This window comes from Gardnerella sp. DNF00571G (assembly GCF_049262695.1).
GTDB classification, from domain to species: Bacteria; Actinomycetota; Actinomycetes; order Actinomycetales; family Bifidobacteriaceae; genus Bifidobacterium; species Bifidobacterium piotii.
Genome location: NZ_CP058396.1, coordinates 785474 through 806531, shown reverse-complemented (window position 1 = coordinate 806531; position 21058 = coordinate 785474). Strand labels below are relative to the sequence as shown.

The window sequence follows — 21058 nt, the reverse complement described above, 5'->3', positions numbered from 1 at the left end:
TTGTAGAAATTAGATTGTAGAAATTGGCTTGTAGGAATTAGCATCTAGGAATTGCTTGTATTATGCGCGAACTCTTGCAAAATGCTATTGCGTGTCTTTGTAAAGCAGGCGTAGATTCTCCACAATATGACGCTCGTGTACTTTTAGCACACGCTTGTGGCATAAGCTTAGCAGACTTAAACAAAGCGCTAATACTTGGCGATTTTAAAGATTTTTCGCCCGATTACGCTAGCAAATATAGCGTTTTTATATCTAGGCGTGCTTCGCGCGAGCCATTGCAGCACATTATTGGATGCGCAACTTTTCGCTACATAGACCTAATAGTTGGGCAAGGCGTTTTTGTGCCGCGGCCCGAGACAGAAGTGGTAGTTCAAGAGGGAATAGATTGGATTCGCGCAAATAATCTAAAAAATCCTATTGTTTTAGACTTGTGCGCAGGGTCGGGAGCGATTGGATTATCGGTAGTAAGCGAAGTTGCAAACGCGCAAGTGTGGGCTGTTGAAAAATCGCCAGAAGCTTTTGAATATTTGCAAAAAAACTACAACAAAATCGCAGAAAAATATGATATTTTAAACAGATATCACGCAATATTAGGCGATGCTACAAACGCTAATCTTACAGAAGCAGCTGCGATTAAAAATCGAGTAGACTTAGTAATTACGAATCCTCCATACGTGCCAGAAAGCAAGCCACTAGAGCAGATTGAAGCTCGCGACTACGACCCAAAAATGGCGTTATATGGTGGATCTAAAGACGGACTACTAATACCGCAAAAAATTATGAAAGCGAGTTTTGCGTATTTGCGTAGGGGTGGAATAATGGTTATGGAACACGATATTACGCAAGGAAAAGCGCTTGCAGATTATGCAAAAAACGTAGGATTTAGCAGCGTAAAAGTCAAAAACGACTTAACAAACAGAGCAAGATTTGTAGTATGCAAAAAATTGTAGTATGCAAAAAAGAGGCTAAAAATGAGTAAAATTTGCACGATTAACGAAGAATCATTGCAACTTGCGGCGCAAATAATCAACGCGGGCGGAGTAATTGTAGTGCCAACAGACACAGTTTACGGAGTAGCATGCGATCCATTTAACGAGGATGCAGTAGCGAAAATCTATCAACTAAAGCGCAGGCCGCGCACAAAAGCCTTGCAAATACTTATGAGCAGTGTAAGTGACTTAGAAAAACTTGGGCTTTACTTGCCAAGCCCACTAGACGTGCTTGCGGAAAAATTCCTTCCAGGCGGATACTCGCCAATCGCGCGCGCAAAAAAAGATTCGGTAGCTACAAGGCTTGCTACGCTTTGTAAAGCAGATGAGACTGATGAGAAAACTCAAGCAACTCAAGGCGTGCGCGTGCCAGATTGCCCAGAATTAATGCAAATTTTAAGAGTTACTGGCCCATTGGCTGCATCTAGCGCAAATCGCAGTGGAAACGAGAGCGCAGACAGCGTAGAAGAAGCGTTCGAGGCTTTTGGAGACGAAATTCCGCTGTACTTAAACGCTGGGCCAACGCGCTCGCATGTAGCAAGCACAGTAGTTGGCGCGGATTCAGCAGACGCGGACGGAATTGTGATTTTGCGCGAAGGCGTTATAAGTGAAGAACAGATAAGAGCAGAAAGTCGCAAGAAATGAGGGTATACCTGTTTATAGCAGCAATCGCAGGCGGCGCAACGTGGCTAATAATGCCGCTTGTGCGTCATCTTGCGATTCGCATAGGAGCCGTAGGAAAAGTGCGCGCTCGCGACGTGCACACAATACCTACGCCCCGTATGGGTGGAGTTGGAATGCTATTCGGCTTTGCTGTGTCGATGGCATTTGCAAGCTCCATGCCTTTTATTTCTGGGCTTTTTGCAGGAACACACCAGCCGTGGGTAGTTTTGGCTGGAGCGGTACTAATATGCCTTTTGGGTGTTTGCGACGATATTTGGGACTTAGATTGGATGCTAAAACTTGCAGGTCAATTGCTAATAGCTGTTTTTGTAGCGTGGGGAGGATTACAAATCGTAGCGTTGCCGCTCGGCTCTCTAGTTACAGCGTCTCCAAGTCTTTCAATCGCAATAACCGCAATACTAATCGTGGCTTCAATTAATGCAGTCAACTTTGTAGATGGACTAGATGGGCTGGCTTCTGGAATTGTAGCCATTGGCGGAATCGCATTCGCAACATACTCTTATATTCTTGCGCGCACATCTCCAAGCTACGCTTCAATGGCAACTCTTATAGACGTTGCAATGGTTGGAATGTGCTTAGGGTTTATTTTGCACAATTGGCATCCAGCGAAGCTTTTTATGGGCGATTCTGGCTCCATGCTAATCGGGTATTTAATAACTTGCGCGTCTATTATAATGACAGGTCACTTAGACCCATCTTCCGTGCACACAAGCATCTATTTGCCAGTGTTTATGCCGATTTTGCTGCCGATTTTAGTGCTGTTTTTGCCAGTGTTAGACATGTGTTTAGCAATATGCAGAAGGCTTGCAAAAGGGCAGTCGCCAATGCATCCAGACCGCATGCATTTGCATCACAGAATGTTGCGCATTGGGCATTCGGTGCAAGGCGCGGTGCTTATTTTGTGGGGATGGGCGGCGCTTATATCTTTTGGGTCAATAATGATTCTGTTCTTTAAAGCCGTTTACGTGCTTGTTGGCATGATTATTGCAACAGCGTTGCTTACAATTCTTACAATGATGCCATATTTGCGCAGGCGGCTGCCGGAATTACGAAATTCGTAAAAAGTGGAGTAGTGTTTGAATTGATGCTAATCGCAGTACCCATCGCATTGGTCGCAGATAATCGTAGATAATCGTGTTTAATCACGCTATAGTGTATTCAGCGAAAATGGCCACTAAATATTGTGTATGAAACGCGGCTTTTGCAAACGTCATAGCAAAAACGTATAGTGACTCTATGGTTACAACTGATATGAACATGCAATCTGCGTATACTCCTGTTCCTCCAATTTTCGAAAAGCTCGGCCTCGCGTACGACGATGTGCTTCTGCTTCCAAATGAAACCGATGTAATTCCATCCGAAGTAGATACAACTACTCATCTAACTCGCGAAATCACCATGAAAGTGCCTGCAATTTCTGCAGCAATGGACACTGTGACCGAGTCGGATATGGCTATTGCAATGGCTAGAAATGGCGGAATTGGCGTACTTCACCGCAATCTTTCTATTGATGATCAGGCTGCGCAAGTAGATATTGTTAAGCGCAGCGAGTCGGGTATGATTACCGATCCACTCACTGTTCACCCAGATGCAACGCTCGCCGATTTAGATAAATTGTGCGGGCGCTTCCATATTTCGGGCTTGCCAGTAGTGGATGGCGAAAATCGTTTAGTTGGCATTATTACCAATCGCGATATGCGTTTTATTGCTTCCGAGGATTACGATCGCTTGAAAGTCAAAGACGTGATGACTCGCGAAAATCTTGTAACTGGTCCATCTAATATTTCTAAAGAAGACGCGCATCGCTTGCTTGCGGAAAACAAAGTTGAAAAGTTGCCGCTGGTTGATGCCGAAGGCAAGCTTACAGGTTTGATTACTGTTAAGGACTTTGTTAAGACTGAGCAGTACCCAGATGCCACTAAAGACGACCAGGGTCGACTTCGTGTGGCTGCTGGAATTGGTTTCCTTGGGGATGCTTGGCAGCGTGCGTGCGCGCTTATGGAAGCTGGTGTAGACGTTCTTGTTGTTGATACAGCAAACGGCGAAGCTCGCTTGGCACTAGACATGATTCGCCGAATTAAGGCAGATAAGGCTTTTGACGGCGTGCAAATTATTGGCGGAAATATTGCTACTCGCCAAGGTGCGCAGGCGATGATTGACGCTGGTGTTGACGCTGTAAAGGTTGGCGTTGGACCAGGCTCTATTTGCACTACGCGCGTGGTTGCAGGTGTTGGCGTGCCTCAGCTTACCGCTGTTTATGACGCTGCTCAAGCTTGCAAGGCTGCTGGAATTCCATGCATTGCTGATGGTGGTATTCACTATTCTGGAGATATTGCTAAGGCTTTGGTTGCAGGCGCAAATACAGTTATGCTCGGCGGCACTTTGGCTGGATGTGAGGAAGCTCCAGGCGAGAAGGTTTTGCTTCACGGCAAGCAATACAAGCTTTATCGCGGAATGGGCTCGCTTGGCGCAATGGCTCCTCGCGGTAAGAAGTCTTATTCTAAGGATCGTTACTTCCAGGCAGATGTTACTAGCTCCGATAAGGTGGTTCCAGAAGGCGTGGAAGGCGAAGTTCCATACCGCGGCCCACTTAACGCTGTGCTTTACCAGTTGCTTGGCGGCTTGCATCAATCAATGTTCTACGTTGGCGCTCACAATATTGAGGAGCTTCAGGAGCGCGGTCGCTTTATTCGCATTACGGATGCAGGCCTTAGGGAATCGCATCCTCACGATATTGTGATGACTGCAGAAGCGCCAAACTACAGCGGTTTCCACAACTAAGTCGCAAGTTGTGTGCGAGTTGCGCGTATATGTCGCGTATATGTCGCGTATAAATCGCAAGTATTTTTGCACTAAACGGCGAAAAGTTAGCTAAGTCTTATTTGCTACTTTCTAACTTTTCGTCGTTTTTGTTTGTTTAAACATTATGATTGCTGTTGTATGTATATTGTATTACAATAGCAATTTAATAAAAATAAAAATCATTAGAAAGTGTGTATAAAATTGTCTGCGATATTGGTTAGCGATAGCGCCAAAAGTAAATATGCTGAAAATACGTCTCAAGCAACTGTGAGTTTTCGCACAGATTCTAGAGTTAAAGAGGAAGCAAAAAAATTATTTTCTTCAATGGGAATGGATTTGTCGACTGCGATTAATGTATTTTTAAGACAGTCAATTGTTGATCAGGCTATGCCTTTTTTGATTACTCGTGAAAGCCGTGAGAGTGTTGAAGCTCGTCGTCAATCTGAAGCACATGAGGGAAAATCATTTAATAACACAGATGAACTTATGCAGGATTTATTAGATGCTTAAATCAGTATTTCGTACAACTCAATTCAAAAAAGAGTTCAAAGCTTTATTGAAAAAGCATGTAGATCCAATAAAATTCAAGCATGCAATCGATGCCCTAATGAAACAAGATAAGCAACTGTTGTCTACTCGATATAAAGATCATTCTCTTACTGGTAATTGGAAAGGGTATAGGGAAATTCATATTGAGGGGGATTGGCTTCTGATTTATAAGATTGAGAAAGAAGAATTGCAGCTTGTACTCACTAGAACTGGCTCTCATGATGATTTGTTTAATTAATTTTAGGGTCTAGTAGTCGGTGGGAAGATGTAGGCTGATGGGTTCAAAAAAATATTAGGAAAGGAACGAAAATGGCAGAAGCTAAGGAAGATCTTACGTTTACGCCGGAAGAATCGCGCTTAATTTGGATTGATTGCGAGATGACTGGTCTCGATATTTTCCACGACGAATTATGCGAAGTGTCTGTAGTTCCAACTGACTTTAATTTGAAAGTTCTAGACGATGGCATTGATTTAGTGATTAAGCCAAGCGATGCTGCTGTGGCTAATATGAACGATTTTGTGCGCAATATGCACACGTCTTCCGGTCTTGTTGACGAGTGGAATAAAAACGGTTTGCCGCTAGAAGAAGCACAAAAGCAGGTTGTTGAGTACGTAAAGCGATTTTTGCCAGAGCACGGGAAAGCGCATCTTGCTGGAAACTCCGTTGGCTCAGACAAAAAATTCCTCGACCGCTACATGCCAGATTTAATGGCAAATTTGCATTACCGCGTAATCGACGTAAGCACATTGAAGGAGATTTCGCGCAGACTTTACCCAGACGTTTACCGCAATAAGCCAGCGAAACACGGCGGTCACCGTGCGCTCGCGGATATTATTGAGTCGATTGACGAGTTGCGCTACTACCGAGACATGATGTTCGTTCCAGCTCCAGGACCAAGCGAATCCAAGGCAAAAGCGGGCGCGCAACACATTGAAAGCACGAGCTTGCTTCGTGACTATGAGCGCCGCGGTGAAGCATTAGAAGACGTAAATTCCGCAGAAAAGCGCGATTATTAAACAAAGCGTGACTATTAAACGCATTAAACGTAATAGCGCAAATAGCGCAAATAAAAGGTGCTGCCAATGAAGCAATCGGAAGCGTTAGAAATAATCAATGCAGGCGCAAGTGTGTTTTTAACGGGCGCTCCTGGGTCGGGAAAAACGTATGTTCTAAATCGTGCTGTGCGCTCAATGCGCGAGAACGGTTTAAGCGTTGCAGTAACGGCTTCAACGGGCATTGCAGCAACGCATTTGAACGGCCAAACCATTCACTCGTGGAGTGGAACAGGCGTTGCAAACGCGCTTACCGATTCGCTTCTTAAAACCATTAGAGCTAGGCGCGCAAAGCGCATAAAAGCCACAGACGTGCTTGTGTTGGACGAAGTTTCCATGATTCACGCTTGGCTTTTCGACATGGTTGACGAAGTGTGCCGCAAGGTGCGCAAAAATGATTTGCCTTTTGGTGGACTGCAAGTGGTGGTTTCTGGCGACTTCTTCCAGCTGCCTCCAGTTAGCATGTCTACGCGAAATCGCGATGTATTCGAGCCTAGCCCGGAGTTTATTACATCGCGCGAAAAGTATGCTGCTGCTGGCAAAAATCCCGAAGGCTATATTACGGAATCGTTTGCGTGGGATTCTCTAAAACCTGTTGTGTGCTATTTAACAGAACAACACAGGCAAGATGATGGTAAGCTTCTTAGCGTTTTAACGGATATTCGAAGTGGCATAGTGAGCGATGAAGATAAGCAAGTTCTTGCTAGTCGACTTGGCGAATATCCTCAAGATAGCGAAGTTTCGGTTCATCTTTTTCCAACAAACGCGCAAGCGGACGGCTTAAATAATGTGCAACTTGCTGCGATTGATGCTGAGCCTCACGAATTTGTAGCAACGCAAGCTGGACCTAAAAATCTTGTAGAGCGCTTAAAAAAGAACATGCTTGCGCCTGAACGTCTTGTATTAAAGGCTGGTGCGGCTGTAATGGCTTTGCGAAATGACCAAGATAAGCAATATGTGAACGGTTCTGTTGGACGCGTATTGCGATTTGCACCTGAATCCAAGGGTGGATGGCCGATTGTTGAGTTTGAAAACGGCAATATTGTTACTCTTAAGCCTGCTGCGTGGGAGATGACGGATGGTGAAACTGTTCTTGCTAGCGTAAATCAAGTGCCACTTAGATGCGCGTGGGGAATTACGATTCATAAGTCGCAAGGAATGACGCTTGACAGTGCTGTTATGGATTTGCGCCGTACTTTTGCGCCTGGAATGGGCTATGTTGCGCTTTCGCGCGTGGAAAATTTGAGTGGACTTTATTTAGAGGGCATTAATGACCGCGCGTTTAGCGTTTGCGCGGATGCTGTGATTCTTGATAGCTCTTTGCGCGAAGCTTCTGAGAAAGCAAGTAAGCTTCTTGCTAACAGTGGTGCTAATTCTTTCGTAAAAAACACGTTAGAAAACGAATTCGTTAATCAGCAGGAACTTGATATTTTTGCAAGTACTAGCAACGATGAGTTTGGATTCAATGACGAGTTTTAGCATTTTGCGCAACGACATGCCTTTTAGCTTAGAGCGTTTTGTGGCTAATCTGCGCGAACGACATAATCTATATTCCGCTTTTTGTACGTGTTTTGGGTCAAATTTGGTACAAAGTGCGGAGGCTGTTTCCCGAGTTTGTAGTCCAACACTCTATTTAGAGCTACAAAGTCGGTAAAGTGTTTTTATTTTTGTTGATGCGCGTAAACAAGTGTTTATGTCCTCGTGCGCAAATAGATTGGAACGCATGGGTTCTAATGTACTTCGTATGTCTAAGCTGTTTCTTCGTACGCTGCGCGAAGATCCAGCAGACGCGGACGTTAATTCCGCAAAACTTATGCAGCGCGCAGGCTACATTCGTAAATCTGCTCCAGGCGTGTGGACGTGGTTGCCGCTTGGTCTAAAGGTACTCAATAAAGTTCAAGCGATTATTCGCGAAGAAATCAACGGTATTGGCGCTCAAGAAGTTCACTTCCCAGCGCTTCTTCCACGCGAGCCATACGAGGCTACAAACCGTTGGGAAGAGTACGGCGACAACATATTCCGCCTTAAAGATCGCCATGAGGCTGACTATCTTCTTGCTCCAACGCACGAAGAAGTCTTTACTCTTCTTGTAAAAGATATGTATTCTTCGTACAAGGATTTGCCACTAACTTTGTACCAGATTCAAACTAAGTATCGCGACGAGTTCCGTCCGCGCGCTGGCCTTATTCGCGGCCGCGAGTTTATTATGCAAGACGCTTACTCGTTCTCGATTGACGAAGATGGTTTGAAGTCTGCTTATGTTGAAGAGCGCGCTGCTTACGCTCGAATTTTTGACCGCTTGGGCATTAAATACGTGATTGTTCACGCTGTTTCTGGCCCTATGGGCGGATCGGATTCCGAGGAATTCTTGGCTCCAATGGCAATTGGTGAAGATACTTTTGCTCTCGCTCCTTCTGGAAAAGCTTGGAACGTTGAGGCTTTGACCACACCAGAAATGCAAGATGTTGACTTCTCGGCAACTCCTGCAGCAGAAGCTCTTGATACTCCAGATGCTAAGACGATTGAAGCTTTGGTTAAAGTTTCTAACGATTTGCATCCACGCAAAGACGGCCGCGAATGGCAAGCAAGCGATACTTTGAAGAACTTGATTATTGCTGTTAAGCACCCTGCAGATGCAGTCGGCGGCGAGCACGAGGAGCCATGGCGCGAAATCGTAGCTATTGGTGTTCCAGGAGATCGTCAGGTAGATATGAAGCGTCTTGAAGCTCAATTTGCTCCTGCAGAAATCGAAGAAGCAACCGAGGATGACTTAAAGTCTCATCCTGAGTTTGTTAAGGGCTATATTGGCGCTGGCGTGTTAGGTCCTCAAGCTCGCAAAGATGGTAGCAAAATTGCTTGCCCTGTTCGCTACTTGATGGATGCTCACGTTGCAAAGGGAAGCGCCTGGATTACAGGAGCAGACGAAGACGGCAAGCATGTTTACAACGCTGTTTACGGCCGCGATTTTGAGGCTGATGGCGTTGTTGAGGCAGCGCTTGTGCGCGATGGAGATATGAGCCCAGACGGTTCTGGTCCGCTTAGCTTTGAGCGTGGCGTGGAGATTGGTCAGGTGTTCCAGCTTGGCTTAAAGTATTCTAAGGCTTTGGGCTTAAGCGTTCTTAATGAAAACGGTAAAGCTGTGCCAGTTTGGATGGGCTGCTACGGTATTGGCGTTAGCCGCGTTATTGCGTGCCTTGCAGAAACGCATCACGATGATGCTGGTCTTGCATGGCCTATGGCGATTGCTCCAGCTCAAGTTCACGTTGTTGCTACTGGCAAAGATCAAGTTGCTTTCGATGCTGCTGAGAAAGTTGTTGAAGAGCTTAGCAAGCAGGGAATCGAAGTAATCTTCGACGATCGTCCAAAGGTTTCTCCAGGCGTAAAGTTTAAGGATGCGGAGCTTGTTGGCGTGCCGCTGATTGCTGTTGCTGGCCGAGATACTGTGAACAATGGCACGATTGAAATCCGCAATCGCAATGGCTCAAATGTTGAAGCAGTTCCAGTTGATGAGGCTGCTAGCCGCATTGTAGAGCGCGTTCGCGAGCAATTGTAATCGCAATAATTTGTAACAACTAATCAGCGATTAAACAATTGAACGATTAAAACAATATTGCCGTTGATATAATGCTTTGCACATTTGCTATTTGCATATTTTGCATGTGTGTGCATTATTTTCAGCGGCAATATTGCTATGAATAGTAACAACAATTTTAATGAACACTATGCTTGAGTCTAATGTTTAATATCATTAGACTTTTCTAAAAGTCATTGGCGCCTCCTTCAATATCTTTGTATTCTTCTTCATCTAAGTGGCCTCCAAAATCATTTATCTCTTCATTTTCTTGAGAATCTTCTTGAGAATTATCTTGAATAGAAGAATTTGATTTAGAAGACATTGGATTTTTCATTGCAAAGTTTTGATTTTGACTATCTCCATTTTCGCTATAGTCTTTGTTTTTAGACTCTACGTTTGCAATGCTTCTGTTTCTAGCATACGAAGTCTTAGTAAATTCACTGATTCCGCGATTTAGGTCGTGTCCGATTGATGTTGCTTCTAGAACCACTCGCGATCGGTCTTCTCCATCTTTGTGCCAAGATTCCGTATTTAAATTTCCGCAAACTACGATTGCATCTCCCTTATGCACGCTTTTTAACACGTTTGATGCTAGCGACTTGTACGCTTTTACAGTCATCCATGTTGTTGGACGCTCCTTCCATGCTTTTTCTTCGTTATGATAGTAAGAAGAAGTGCTTCCGATTCTTAGCGAGCATGCGGGCGCGTTTTCGTTGCGACTAAAGTTTACAGGGTCGCTTCCAACGTATCCGCTGATTGTTAATGTTGCTTGTTGCTGTGCCATATTTTTCAACCTTTCAAGAGTTTGGACTGCGACTAATTTAAGTCTCGAAGTTCATCGCGCAAAACCGTGTTGATTATCGTGGCTTTTGGCAAATTCGCCGCAGTAGAATCAACTATGAATTATGGAAAATAGTTGCGCAATATATTTTTATAAATGTGGTTAAAGCCTATGTTTTATTCACATTGATTAAAAAGTCTTGACAAAATATGCAAAAGCGAGTATCGGATTAAAAGTCTAAAAAATATATGTAGATTGGTATACTTAAAGGAGCGGTTTTTGTTTTGTTTAGCATAGAGTGAGCCTAGATTTTACTTACTTCTACTTACTGTAATGCTGAACATAAAATTGCTAAGAGATAGTTATGTTCGTATACGAGAGAGGACTACACTTATGTGGAATAAGTTGCATGTGTTTTCTGTAAAGAAATGCCTGGCTGTTGCAACATCGGCTGTTGCTTGTGCAGCAATGATTGGATCTACTGCAGTATCTGCTAGTACATTGGTTGATTTGCCTAATAACAGCGTTGCAAATGTTAATACAAATTGGCAGATTAAAGACAATAAAGTCGCAAGCTACATTTTAGGCGAAATACGTAATTTGCGCTTAAAGTATTATCAAGATGGCGTTACACTTATGAACGGCATGCCTCTTGCGGATTATGTTACTTCTAAGGGTCTTACAAAAGAGCAATATATTGATGGTATTCGCTACGATCGCGCAAACGAAGAAGATGCGTATCGTCGCGCAGAAGAGACTGCTAAGCATGGCAAGATTGATCATTTGGGTCCAGATGGCGTAAGCCTTCCAGACTACACTGGTCGTAAGGCTTGGGGTGAAAACCTTGCTTGGGGCGAAGATCCAGAAGAATCTATGCATGATTGGGCAAACGAAGAGGAATCCCAATTGCGCCAAGCTAATGGCATGATAAATGGTGATAACGCTCACTTATATCAAATTTTGAACCCAGAAAACATTTCCTTCGGCTATGGCGAGGCTGCTGGCGGTCCTCACGGAAAAGTATCTGCTTTAACTTTGTCAACTTATGCTGGAGATACCGACTATCAAAATGGCAAGCTAAATAGCAATAACGCTACTAACCTTGATTTTGCGTGGATTATTCGAGACAACGACATTGCTGTTGGCGCAAATGCCTATAGCGATAAGCCTCTTGAGTATCGTTGGCTTTCTTACAATTTGAGTACTCAGCAGTGGGCAACTATTGCTGATTGGAGTACTGGAAACTGGGCTTCTTGGGTTACAAGGCCAGGCGACTATTGGTTGCATTGCGAAGTACGCGATCCTTCTACCAAGAAAGTTATTTTAGAGAAGACAATTGCTTTCCACTACACGGTTCCAAGTCAGACTGTTATTGCTGGAACGTACGCTGCATGGCAGGGTAATAGTGTTCTTCTTGGCGCAACTACTAATAATCCTAATGGTTCTACCAAGATTAAGATCTACGATTACAATGCTAAGCAGTGGGTTGAGGGATTTGATGGTCCTTGGGCTTTGTGGAGCCCACGTCCAGGTATCTATTGGACTCATTTTGAGGCATATGATCAGAACGGCAACTTGTCGGATGTTAAGACATACGCCTTTGGTGTGTGAGTTTGATTAGCTTGTCTGATTATTTGGTCTGATTAGCAAGTCACATAAACATAAAAAGAATCAATATAAAAAGCCTGCTTACGTATTAAACGTTTGCAGGCTTTTTGTTTATATTATTTGTTTATATTATTTGCGACTTACAAAATGTTGCGATTTACCAAATGTGTACGCGCTCGCTTGGGTCGAGCCACATCTCGTCGCCTTCTTTAACGTCGAATGCGTTGTAGAACAAGTCAACGTTGCGAGCAATGCCGTTAGTGCGGCATTCTGCAGGGGAGTGTGGGTCGATTTGAAGATATTGCTCCGCAATCTCGTTACGAGACTTTGAACGCCACACAAGCGCGTAGCTTAAGAAGAATCGTTGCAAAGCAGTGAAGCCATCTACCTTAGGAGCGTTAAGCAAAGTTTCGCGAATCGCATCGTCACTTCCGTCAATCTCTTGCCCATTGCTCTTTTGCAAAGCAAAAGCGTACGCTTTAAGCGCAATAGTTACGCCGCTTAGATCGCCAATATTTTCGCCGATTGTTAAAGCGCCATTTACGTGAGGCATTGCATTGCGCTCTTCTTTGCTCTTTAAGTGAGAATACTTAACAATAAGCTGCGTTGGAGTAAAAGCATTGTATTGCTCAATAAGCGCTTTAGTGCGCTCAGTGAAGTTGGTTTTGTCTTCTTCAGTCCACCAATTGTTAAGTACGCCGTCGCCATCGTATTCGCAACCTTGATCGTCAAAACCGTGGCCGATTTCGTGGCCAATTACTGCACCAATAGCACCGTAATTTGCTGCGTCAGGAGCACTTGGGCTAAAGAATGGAGGTTGCAAAATCGCAGCTGGGAACACGATTACGTTAAGCAGCGGATCGTAGTAAGCGTTTACGGTTTGCGGAGTCATCTGCCACTCTTCGCGATCCACAGGTTCTCCAGCTTTTGCAGTATACCTACCAAACACAAATCGAGAAACTTCGCGCATATTCTCAATTAAGCCAGCGTCTTCCTTAATATTTAGCGCAGAGTAGTCAATCCAATGGTTTGTATAACCAATATTTGGCTCAAACTTGCTAAGCTTTTCCAAAGCCTTTGCCTTAGTCTCCTCGCCAAGCCAGCTGCTGTTAGAAATCGATACGCGGTATGCGTTAATAAGATTGCTAACTAAGCCTTCCATATACTTTTTAGAAGACTCAGGGAAGTGCAAACGCACATATTCGCGGCCAACTTCTTCGCCGCAAGCATCGTCAACAACTCCGATTGCGCGCTTCCAGCGGTCGCGAGGCTTTGTGGCACCAGAAAGCACTTTGCCGTAGAAGTCGAATCTAGCTCCAGCAAAGTCCTCGCTTAACATGCTTGCCCAGCACAAAATCACATGAACGCGTGCCCAAAGCTTTAGATCTTCTAAGTCGGCTTCTTGCCAAATCTTATTCAATCCTTCTATAAAGCTTGGCTCGTGAACTACTACTTTGCTAAAAGCTTTGCGAAAATCTATTGGCTGATTCTTTGCTTCTTCCGAGTTATCGTAAGATTTTTGAGCAGCATCTAAGAAGGCGTCAAGATTTAACGCTTCAAGCGTTTTTGCCAAATCTTCATAATCGTAAGGATTATAAGTTTTTTGAGAATCGCGTGTTGCTACATTATCCCAATGGTTGCTTGCGATTTGTGTCTCAACCTTCAAGAAACGTTCCGATTGCTCGCTTGTAGTAGTGGCATCTCCGTAACCAGCTAATCGCAGCAACTTTGCTACCATTTTTACGTATTCAGCGCGAATCGGAGCGTAATTATCTTCGCGATAGTATGCTTCGTCTGGCAAGCCCAATCCAGCCTGCTCAATGTGCATAATATTCGTCTTAGGGTCTTTAGGGTCTCCGCATACGCCAAAAGCAAACATTGCATTTGGGCCGCCGTATGGAGTAAGAGAAGCAATAGTGCGAACTAAGTCTTCTTTGCTGCTAGCTGCATCAACAGCGTCTAAATCGCTCTTAATTGGCGTAATTCCAGCTTTTTCAATAGATGCAGTATCTAAATAGTTACGGTATAAGATTCGCGACTTTTTGGCTGGGCAATCTTCGCTTTCTAAAATATCTCGAATTTGCGTCTCTGCATCTTCTGCAAGCTTGTAGAAAGCACCAAACATTGGTTTGTCTTCTGGAAGAGTGTAAGTGTCAATCCAAGGGCCGTTTACGTAACGGAATAAATCGTCTTGTGGTCGAATAACCGAAGAGAAGGAAGCTGGGTCAAAATTTACAGCAGAAATTTCCTTCTGCGATTCTTTATTATTATTTTCATTGTTATTATGCATGTGCCTAGATTACAAGTATTAAGCGACATCATTGGCTAGTATTTTCGCCATATTTTGTGCTATTTTCGTGCCTGCGCGTTAGTCTTAAATCATGATTGAACTTAAAACTCCATCCGAGATTGAAGCTATGAAGCCTGCAGGTCGCTTCGTGGGTAGTATTCTTAAAGATTTACAAGCAATGACAAAAGTTGGAACAAATCTTCTTGAGATTGATGACTTTGTTCGCCAACGCATTATGAGCCGTAAAGGTGCGTCTTCTTGCTATGTTGATTACGCTCCTGATTTTGGAACTGGTCCTTTTGCGCACTACATTTGCACTTCTGTAAACGATGCTGTTCTTCATGGCGTTCCTTTTGATTACAACCTTAAAGACGGCGATTTGCTAACGCTTGACTTAGCGATTAACGTTGACGGATGGGTTGGAGATTCTGCTGTTAGCTTTGTTGTTGGAAAGCATGCAGATCCAGAAGATTTGCGCTTGATTAAGTGCACTGAGGAAGCACTCGAGGCTGGCATTAACATGGCTCAGCCTGGCAACCGTCTTGGGGATATTTCTGCAGCTGTTGGATGCGTTGCTCACGAGTATGGTTACAGCGTAAATCTTGAGTTTGGCGGCCACGGAGTTGGTCATATTATGCATGGCGATCCGCACGTTCCTAACGATGGCACAGCTCACCACGGCTACAAGCTTCGCCCAGGCTTGGTTATTGCTATTGAGCCGTGGTTCTTAAAGACTACTGACGAGATTTATCAAGATCCAAAAGACGGTTGGACTCTTCGATCTGCAGATGGTTCGCGCGGTGCTCATAGCGAGCATACGATTGCAATTACAGAGAATGGTCCAGAGATTTTGACTGTTCGCTAAACTTTTAATAGTAAATGTGTAAATAATTGCGTAAAGCTTTAACGTAAAAGTTAAATAGTAATTGCGTAAAACGAACATAATAAAACATAAAGAGGTACTTTAAGTAAATGGCGGAATTTGATTTTGCTCAAGCGTTAAATGATGTTGAAGCAAAGTATTCTTCGATTTCTAAAGCAATAGATATTGATTCGCTTAAGTCTACGATTGCAGATTTAGAAAAGCAAGCTGCACAGCCTGGACTTTGGGATGACTCTGAGCACGCTCAGCAAGTTACGAGTAAGCTTTCGGCAGCTCAGTCTCAATTAAAGCGTTTGCAAGCTGTAGATCAGCGCATTGAAGATGCTAAAACTTTGATTGAGCTTGGGCAAGAAGAAGGCGATGCCGATTCTATGAGCGAGGCTCAAGAGGAGCTTGGTTCTATTGCTCACGAGCTTGACGATATGGAAGTGCAAACTCTTCTTGACGGAGAATACGACGCGCGAGCAGCTGTAGTTACTATTAGATCTGGCGCTGGTGGCGTAGATGCGGCTGATTTTGCGCAAATGCTTCTTAGAATGTACTTGCGCTGGGCAGAGCGAAATGGCTACAAAACTAAGATGATGGACACGTCTTATGCGGAAGAAGCTGGTATTAAATCTGCGACTTTCCAGGTGGATGCTCCATACGCGTATGGTCGTCTTTCCGTAGAAGGCGGAACTCACAGAATGGTTCGTATATCTCCATTCGATAATCAAGGCAGGCGTCAAACTGGCTTTAGTGCCGTGGAAGTAATCCCACTTGTTGAAGCTACGGATCATATTGACATTCCAGATTCAGACATTCGCGTAGATACTTTCCAAGCGTCTGGTCCTGGCGGACAAGGCGTAAACACTACGTATTCTGCTGTTCGTATTACCCATTTGCCTACTGGTTTGGTTGTTTCTATGCAAGATGAGCGCAGCCAGATTCAGAACCGTGCCGCTGCAATGGCAGTTTTGCAATCGCGTTTGCTTGTGTTAAAGCATGCAGAAGAAGCTGCTAAAAAGAAGGAGCTTGCTGGAGATATTAAGGCAAGTTGGGGAGATCAGATGCGCTCCTACGTTCTTCACCCGTACCAGATGGTAAAGGATTTGCGCACAGGCTACGAAACTTCGCAAACTCAAGCTGTTTTTGACGGAGATATTGACGGTTTCATTGAAGCTGGCATTCGATGGAGGCACGAGCAGCGAGTTGCTGCAAAGCGCGGATAATTGCGTTTAGGTTGTTTTGACTTAGCGTAAAGTGCCTAAAATCAAAAACAATCTATAAGATAGTAAAAAGTAAAGAATATCGTTCAATAGTTCGTAAAGGAAAATGCAGATATGTCTCTGATTTCGCTGGAACATGTGTCGAAGATTTATCCTAAGGGCACGCGCCCCGCTTTGGACGATATTTCTTTAGACGTTAATCGCGGAGATTTTGTGTTTCTTGTGGGCGCTTCTGGGTCTGGTAAGACAACGCTTTTGAGTTTGCTTTTGCGAGAAGAAGAAGCCACAAAAGGCGAGATTCACGTTGCTGGCAATGACTTGAGGCGACTGGTAAATCGCCAGGTTCCGCAGTATAGAAGGTCGCTCGGCTTTATTTTTCAGGATTATAAGCTGCTTAATAATAAAACTGTGTATCAAAATGTGGCTTTTGCACTAGAGGTTATTGGCACGAGCCGCTCTACGATTAAGTCGCTTGTTCCGCGAGTTTTGGAAACAGTTGGTTTAACTGGCAAGGAGAATAATTATCCGCACGAGCTTTCGGGTGGTGAAGCTCAGCGAGTTGCCATTGCGCGCGCGTACGTTAATCATCCGCAAATTCTTCTTGCAGACGAGCCTACTGGAAACTTGGATCCTACAACTTCGCTTGGAATTATGGAAGTTTTGGACGCCATTAATCGCACTGGTACTACGATTGTTATGGCTACGCACAATGAGGAAATTGTTAACTCTATGCGAAAGCGCGTTGTGGAGCTTCATTCTGGTCATATTGTGCGAGATGAGCGCGAGGGTTCTTACGATTCTGCGCTTTACTTCCCAGACGCAGATGTTGAGCAAAAGTCGAAAGCTCAACAAGCTGTAGAAGGAGACTCCATTAGTGCGGCTGTTGCTGATTCTAAGGGCGATTCTAAGAGCGGTTCAAATGGCGAATCAAATGCCGAATCAAATGCAGAATCTAGCTCAAATGCTAATAGTCAATCGCCTATAAATGCAAATGGTTTTGACGAGTCGCAAGAAAATTATCGTTTTATGTCTAAACGCGCAAAGCGTGCAGTTCAAGCAAAAAAGGCAATGGATGCTGTTGCTCAAACTTTGCAAAATGGGTCCGAAAATAATGAGGGTATTGCTCGTCTTGCGCAATCTGTTCATTCTGGCAGAACGGGTAGATATGGCGAGGTTTTTCAGCCTTTAGAAACAACTATGACTTGGGGGCGTGGGCTTTCGATTCCGCCTGCTCCTCCTGCAAAAAAATCAGAAGATAAGGGTGACGCCAGTAGCGTTGACGAGTCGAATGAAACAAGCTCTAATAGCAAAGCTAGCGATAGTGAAGTTAATAAAACAGAAGCGAATAAAACAGAAGTGAATAATAGCGAAAATCTTAAGAACGAAGGAGACGAGTAATGCGATTGCGATTCATATTCTCCGAAACGTGGATTAGCTTACGCAGAAACGTTTCTATGATTATTTCGGTAATGCTCGTTACGTTTATATCGTTCTTGTTTATAGGCGCATCTGTTCTTATGCAAGCGCAAATCACAAAAGCTAAGGGCGATTGGTACGACAAAGTAGAAGTGGTTGCGTGGCTTTGCCCAGATGGCACGAGTCAGGCAGCATCTTGCGCTTCTGGAAAAGCTCCAACAAAGAGCGAAATCGTAAAGTTAGAAAACATTATTAACCAAGAACTTGGCTCAGACGTTTCAAACATAACTTACGTTAGCAGAAGTGAGTTTTACAAGAACACTTTTCTTAAGCAATATCCTAATGGCTTATATCAAGGCCGCACTTTAACAGCTGCAGATATGCAAGATTCCTTGCGACTAAAGCTTACAAATCCAACAAAATATCAAGTTGTTTCCGAGGTTCTTTCGGGGCGCGAAGGCGTAGAAGAAGTTGTGGATCAAAGGCAGATTTTTGACCCAGTATTTAGTGTTTTGAATCACGCAACAGCTGTGACTATTGTGCTTGCTGCAGTTATGGTTGTTGTTGCGATTATGCTTACAGGCACTACGATTCGCATGTCTGCGGCTTCTAGAAAGCAAGAGACGGAGATTATGCGACTTGTTGGTGCTTCTAATTGGACTATTCGCATGCCGTTTATTTTAGAGGGAGCGTTTGCTTCTCTTATAGGCTCTTTGCTATCGGGTTGCGCGCTAAGTGTTGTTGTTAAAGTGTTTATTACGGATTGGCTTGCGCAAAACGTTCGTTGGATGCCGTTTGTTAATCAAGCAACTGTTTGGATGACTGTTCCAGCGTTGGTTATTGGAGCTGTATTGCTTTCAATAATCGCCTCTGCGTTTGCTTTGAGACGATATTTGCAAGCGTAAATTGTCTTAAATAAATCGTTATAAGTAAATCGTCTTGAATAAATCGCCTAAATATAAGTGATATAAAACTTAAGATTGGTTTGAAACGCTTACGATTAATAAGATTTTCAATGTATAATTCGCTTTAGTGCTTGTAAAGGTTGAAAGGAAAGCAAGTTGGGCAGAAAGTTTGAAAGCAAAAGATGCTATTTTTACTATTCTAAGCGCGCTGTTTCTAGCGTAATTGTGCTAGGCGTTCTTATGCTTTCTGCATTTACTATTCTACTTGCGTATACTCCTTTGCGTGCGAATGCTGTAACAATGCAAGATTACAACAGAAAAGTGCAAAGTAATGCGGCTCTTAAAAAGCAATTGGCTGGAGTTAGTAAGCAGCTTGCAGATAAGATTTTAGAGCTTAATGATCTTAACGAGCATCAAATTCCAAACCAGATTCGAGCAGCTCAACAGGCTCAAGATCAAGCGCAACAAGCAATGAGTCTTGTTGAATCAACAAATCAACGTTTACAATCTGCTCAAAAAGATAAGCGTGATTTGGAAGAAAAGATTAAAAAAACTGGCGAAGATTTTGACGACGCAAAGGCTGCTGTGGCCCAGCTTGCGCGGAAAAGTTTCCACGGTTCAAACGCTTCTAACGTAATGGCTATGGTAACCAATTCAACAACTACCGAGCAATTTGTTGGAAAACTTCAATCGGAAGCTGCTGTTGTTCGTAGTGAGGCGAATGCTGCTAACGATGCTGCTGTTACTTTGAATAACTCAATGAATAGGCGTCAGCGTTTGGCTGCTATAGAAGATGAGATTCAAAAATTAAAGCAAAAAGCTCAAGACCAGGCACAAAGCGCGCAAGCTGCAGCAAAAGCTGCTGTAGATAAGCAGCGTTCTTTGCAAAATTTGCGAGACCAGGGAAGTGCTCTTAGAAAGCAGCTGGAAAGCCAAAAAAGCAGTCTTACATCTCGCGCGGCTCGTGAGGCTGCAGAAATCGTTGCGTTAAAGTCTCAAATCGACGCTCAAGCTAGAGCTTTGGCTGCGTCTGCTGCAGCTCGCATGAATCCAAATGCTAATCGCCAACAAATGCGCGGTGGCGGTTGGAGTGCGCCTTATTTGCCTGCGTTGCCTCTTTCTAATGGTGCTGCAAGTGGAATGAATTACTCAGTTCCTGGCAATTGCCCTGCTGGTTCTGGTAATTGCTACGGTCATAATACTGGTAATACTGCTGGAGGTTCTGCATACCCTGCTCGCCAATGCACGCTTTGGGCGTATTTGCGTAGGTCGCAGCTTGGTTTGCCTGTTGGGTCGTTTATGGGAAACGGCGCAGACTGGGCAAATTCTGGGCGCCGACTCGGTTATCTTGTAAATCGCACTCCACACGTTGGTGCCGTTATGGTGTTTTCTAGAGGTGCTGCTGGATCCGACCCTACGTATGGTCACGTTGCTGTTGTTGAGCGCGTAAATTCCGATGGCTCCGTGCTTATATCCGAAGGTGGCGTTGGGTTTGCAACTTTCCCGTCTTATAGGACTATCAGCAATGCTGGCAGCTATGAGTATGTTCACTATTAATTTTTAATTTTTATGATTTGATTTAGGTATGACTCGATTTAGGTTGGTGTAGTTTGGATAAGAAACCTGGTTCAGATGGTACTTTAACTGTTGCAAGAAATAAAAAAGCTAGCCACGACTATGCGATTGAAGATTGCTACGAAGCAGGTATTGCGCTTACTGGAACCGAAGTTAAGTCTTTGCGAGAAGGCCGAGCTTCTTTAGCTGAAGCGTTTGTAAATATTGATAGGCGTGGTGAGATTTGGCTAGAAGGCGCGAATATTCCAGAGTATCTAAATGGAACGTGGAATAATCATGCGCCAAAACGCAAGCGTAAGCTGCTTCTTCATGCTGTTCAAATAGCTAAGCTTTCTAGGCAAATTGAAGCTAAAGGTTATACGATTGTGCCTTTGAGGATTTATTTTAAGGGCAGCTACGCTAAAGTTGAGATTGCTTTGGCGCGAGGCAAAAAAGAGTACGATAAGCGTCAGGCATTGCGCGAAGAACAAGATAAGCGCGAGGCGTTGCGCGCTATGCGATACAAGAATATGCAATCTAGGTGATTCATGTAGTGGGTCTATAAGCGACACGCCGTATATTATTCATTTTTGCGAATAATATACGGCTTTTTGATTTTGTAATTCGTTATTTTTCGCTGATTTTTAGCATATGCATGTATGGCAATTTATGAATATTCAGTTTTTGTATTTTAATAATCGCAATTTAGTAGCGATATCGTGTATAGTTATGCATATCACTGTAAATTATAAGTTATTTATT

At 43.9% G+C, this 21058-nt stretch carries 18 protein-coding genes; 16 read left to right on the top strand and 2 right to left on the bottom strand.

What is annotated here, in order from left to right; translation table 11 throughout:
- The first annotated feature begins 62 nt into the window (after window positions 1–62).
- The 9 genes from prmC (at window position 63) to HXT30_RS03345 (ending at window position 9630) form a co-directional block, all read left to right on the top strand.
- The gene (prmC, locus tag HXT30_RS03385) at window positions 63–950 is read left to right on the top strand and encodes a peptide chain release factor N(5)-glutamine methyltransferase (protein ID WP_422111284.1); all 888 of its coding nucleotides are present in this window, start codon (window positions 63–65) and stop codon (window positions 948–950) included.
- 21 nt (window positions 951–971) lie between these two features.
- Window positions 972–1634: an L-threonylcarbamoyladenylate synthase gene (locus HXT30_RS03380; protein ID WP_422111283.1), complete on the top strand. Its 663-nt coding sequence runs from the start codon at window positions 972–974 to the stop codon at window positions 1632–1634.
- Window positions 1631–2734, top strand: a complete 1104-nt coding sequence (locus tag HXT30_RS03375) for an MraY family glycosyltransferase (RefSeq protein WP_422111282.1) — start codon at window positions 1631–1633, stop codon at window positions 2732–2734. Before HXT30_RS03380 ends, HXT30_RS03375 begins: the two co-directional genes overlap by 4 nt.
- Window positions 2735–2909: 175 nt before the next feature.
- A complete protein-coding gene (gene guaB / locus HXT30_RS03370; protein WP_004130610.1) occupies window positions 2910–4454 on the top strand; it encodes an IMP dehydrogenase in 1545 nt (514 codons plus the stop codon).
- A 222-nt stretch (window positions 4455–4676) separates the two neighbouring features.
- Window positions 4677–4985 carry a type II toxin-antitoxin system RelB/DinJ family antitoxin gene (locus HXT30_RS03365; protein WP_422111281.1) on the top strand — a complete coding sequence of 103 codons (309 nt, stop codon included), beginning with the start codon at window positions 4677–4679 and terminating at the stop codon, window positions 4983–4985.
- Window positions 4978–5262, top strand: a complete 285-nt coding sequence (locus HXT30_RS03360) for a type II toxin-antitoxin system YafQ family toxin (RefSeq protein WP_004136925.1) — start codon at window positions 4978–4980, stop codon at window positions 5260–5262. Before HXT30_RS03365 ends, HXT30_RS03360 begins: the two co-directional genes overlap by 8 nt.
- Window positions 5263–5333: 71 nt before the next feature.
- The gene (gene orn / locus HXT30_RS03355) at window positions 5334–6041 is read left to right on the top strand and encodes an oligoribonuclease (protein ID WP_422111280.1); all 708 of its coding nucleotides are present in this window, start codon (window positions 5334–5336) and stop codon (window positions 6039–6041) included.
- Between the two features lie 66 nt (window positions 6042–6107).
- Window positions 6108–7556: a PIF1 family DEAD/DEAH box helicase gene (locus HXT30_RS03350; RefSeq protein WP_422111279.1), complete on the top strand. Its 1449-nt coding sequence runs from the start codon at window positions 6108–6110 to the stop codon at window positions 7554–7556.
- Window positions 7557–7800: 244 nt separating this feature from the next.
- Window positions 7801–9630: a proline--tRNA ligase gene (locus HXT30_RS03345; RefSeq protein ID WP_422111278.1), complete on the top strand. Its 1830-nt coding sequence runs from the start codon at window positions 7801–7803 to the stop codon at window positions 9628–9630.
- Window positions 9631–9835: 205 nt separating this feature from the next.
- Here HXT30_RS03345 and HXT30_RS03340 read toward each other — a convergent pair whose 3' ends face one another.
- The gene (locus HXT30_RS03340) at window positions 9836–10435 is read right to left on the bottom strand and encodes a single-stranded DNA-binding protein (RefSeq protein ID WP_422111277.1); all 600 of its coding nucleotides are present in this window, start codon (window positions 10433–10435) and stop codon (window positions 9836–9838) included.
- Window positions 10436–10825: 390 nt separating this feature from the next.
- Between HXT30_RS03340 and HXT30_RS03335 the strand changes: the two genes are divergently transcribed.
- Window positions 10826–12043 (top strand): CAP domain-containing protein, encoded by a 1218-nt coding sequence (locus tag HXT30_RS03335; RefSeq protein ID WP_422111276.1) that lies wholly within the window; start codon window positions 10826–10828, stop codon window positions 12041–12043.
- A 154-nt stretch (window positions 12044–12197) separates the two neighbouring features.
- Here the strand turns inward: HXT30_RS03335 and HXT30_RS03330 are convergent, their stop codons facing one another.
- On the bottom strand, window positions 12198–14330 hold the full coding sequence (locus HXT30_RS03330; RefSeq protein WP_422111275.1) for a M13 family metallopeptidase: 2133 nt from the start codon (window positions 14328–14330) through the stop codon (window positions 12198–12200).
- Window positions 14331–14421: 91 nt separating this feature from the next.
- Between HXT30_RS03330 and map the strand changes: the two genes are divergently transcribed.
- The 6 genes from map (at window position 14422) to smpB (ending at window position 20841) form a co-directional block, all read left to right on the top strand.
- Window positions 14422–15195, top strand: coding sequence for a type I methionyl aminopeptidase (gene map, locus HXT30_RS03325; RefSeq protein WP_016785904.1), 774 nt, complete (start codon window positions 14422–14424; stop codon window positions 15193–15195).
- 107 nt (window positions 15196–15302) lie between these two features.
- The gene (gene prfB / locus HXT30_RS03320) at window positions 15303–16424 is read left to right on the top strand and encodes a peptide chain release factor 2 (RefSeq protein WP_422111274.1); all 1122 of its coding nucleotides are present in this window, start codon (window positions 15303–15305) and stop codon (window positions 16422–16424) included.
- 111 nt (window positions 16425–16535) lie between these two features.
- Complete coding sequence (gene ftsE, locus HXT30_RS03315) at window positions 16536–17819, top strand: cell division ATP-binding protein FtsE (RefSeq protein ID WP_422111273.1); 1284 nt, start codon at window positions 16536–16538, stop codon at window positions 17817–17819.
- Entirely contained in the window at window positions 17819–18742 is a 924-nt protein-coding gene (gene ftsX / locus HXT30_RS03310; protein ID WP_004130639.1) for a permease-like cell division protein FtsX, read from the top strand. Before ftsE ends, ftsX begins: the two co-directional genes overlap by 1 nt.
- A 240-nt stretch (window positions 18743–18982) precedes the next feature.
- The gene (locus tag HXT30_RS03305) at window positions 18983–20299 is read left to right on the top strand and encodes a CHAP domain-containing protein (RefSeq protein WP_422111832.1); all 1317 of its coding nucleotides are present in this window, start codon (window positions 18983–18985) and stop codon (window positions 20297–20299) included.
- A gap of 53 nt (window positions 20300–20352) precedes the next feature.
- A complete protein-coding gene (smpB, locus tag HXT30_RS03300; RefSeq protein WP_415688223.1) occupies window positions 20353–20841 on the top strand; it encodes an SsrA-binding protein SmpB in 489 nt (162 codons plus the stop codon).
- The last annotated feature ends 217 nt before the right edge of the window (window positions 20842–21058 follow it).

Excerpts from the sequence above, each read along its gene's own strand:
- orn (WP_422111280.1), top strand. The coding sequence starts at position 5,334 with ATGGCAGAAGCTAAGGAAGATCTTACGTTTACGCCGGAAGAATCGCGC.
- guaB (WP_004130610.1), top strand. The coding sequence starts at position 2,910 with ATGGTTACAACTGATATGAACATGCAATCTGCGTATACTCCTGTTCCT.
- HXT30_RS03375 (WP_422111282.1), top strand. The coding sequence starts at position 1,631 with ATGAGGGTATACCTGTTTATAGCAGCAATCGCAGGCGGCGCAACGTGG.
- HXT30_RS03330 (WP_422111275.1), bottom strand. The coding sequence starts at position 14,330 with ATGCATAATAACAATGAAAATAATAATAAAGAATCGCAGAAGGAAATT.
- HXT30_RS03340 (WP_422111277.1), bottom strand. The coding sequence starts at position 10,435 with ATGGCACAGCAACAAGCAACATTAACAATCAGCGGATACGTTGGAAGC.
- HXT30_RS03305 (WP_422111832.1), top strand. The coding sequence starts at position 18,983 with ATGCTTTCTGCATTTACTATTCTACTTGCGTATACTCCTTTGCGTGCG.
- HXT30_RS03350 (WP_422111279.1), top strand. The coding sequence starts at position 6,108 with ATGAAGCAATCGGAAGCGTTAGAAATAATCAATGCAGGCGCAAGTGTG.
- prmC (WP_422111284.1), top strand. The coding sequence starts at position 63 with ATGCGCGAACTCTTGCAAAATGCTATTGCGTGTCTTTGTAAAGCAGGC.
- map (WP_016785904.1), top strand. The coding sequence starts at position 14,422 with ATGATTGAACTTAAAACTCCATCCGAGATTGAAGCTATGAAGCCTGCA.
- ftsX (WP_004130639.1), top strand. The coding sequence starts at position 17,819 with ATGCGATTGCGATTCATATTCTCCGAAACGTGGATTAGCTTACGCAGA.
- HXT30_RS03345 (WP_422111278.1), top strand. The coding sequence starts at position 7,801 with ATGGGTTCTAATGTACTTCGTATGTCTAAGCTGTTTCTTCGTACGCTG.
- HXT30_RS03380 (WP_422111283.1), top strand. The coding sequence starts at position 972 with ATGAGTAAAATTTGCACGATTAACGAAGAATCATTGCAACTTGCGGCG.
- HXT30_RS03335 (WP_422111276.1), top strand. The coding sequence starts at position 10,826 with ATGTGGAATAAGTTGCATGTGTTTTCTGTAAAGAAATGCCTGGCTGTT.
- HXT30_RS03360 (WP_004136925.1), top strand. The coding sequence starts at position 4,978 with ATGCTTAAATCAGTATTTCGTACAACTCAATTCAAAAAAGAGTTCAAA.
- ftsE (WP_422111273.1), top strand. The coding sequence starts at position 16,536 with ATGTCTCTGATTTCGCTGGAACATGTGTCGAAGATTTATCCTAAGGGC.
- prfB (WP_422111274.1), top strand. The coding sequence starts at position 15,303 with ATGGCGGAATTTGATTTTGCTCAAGCGTTAAATGATGTTGAAGCAAAG.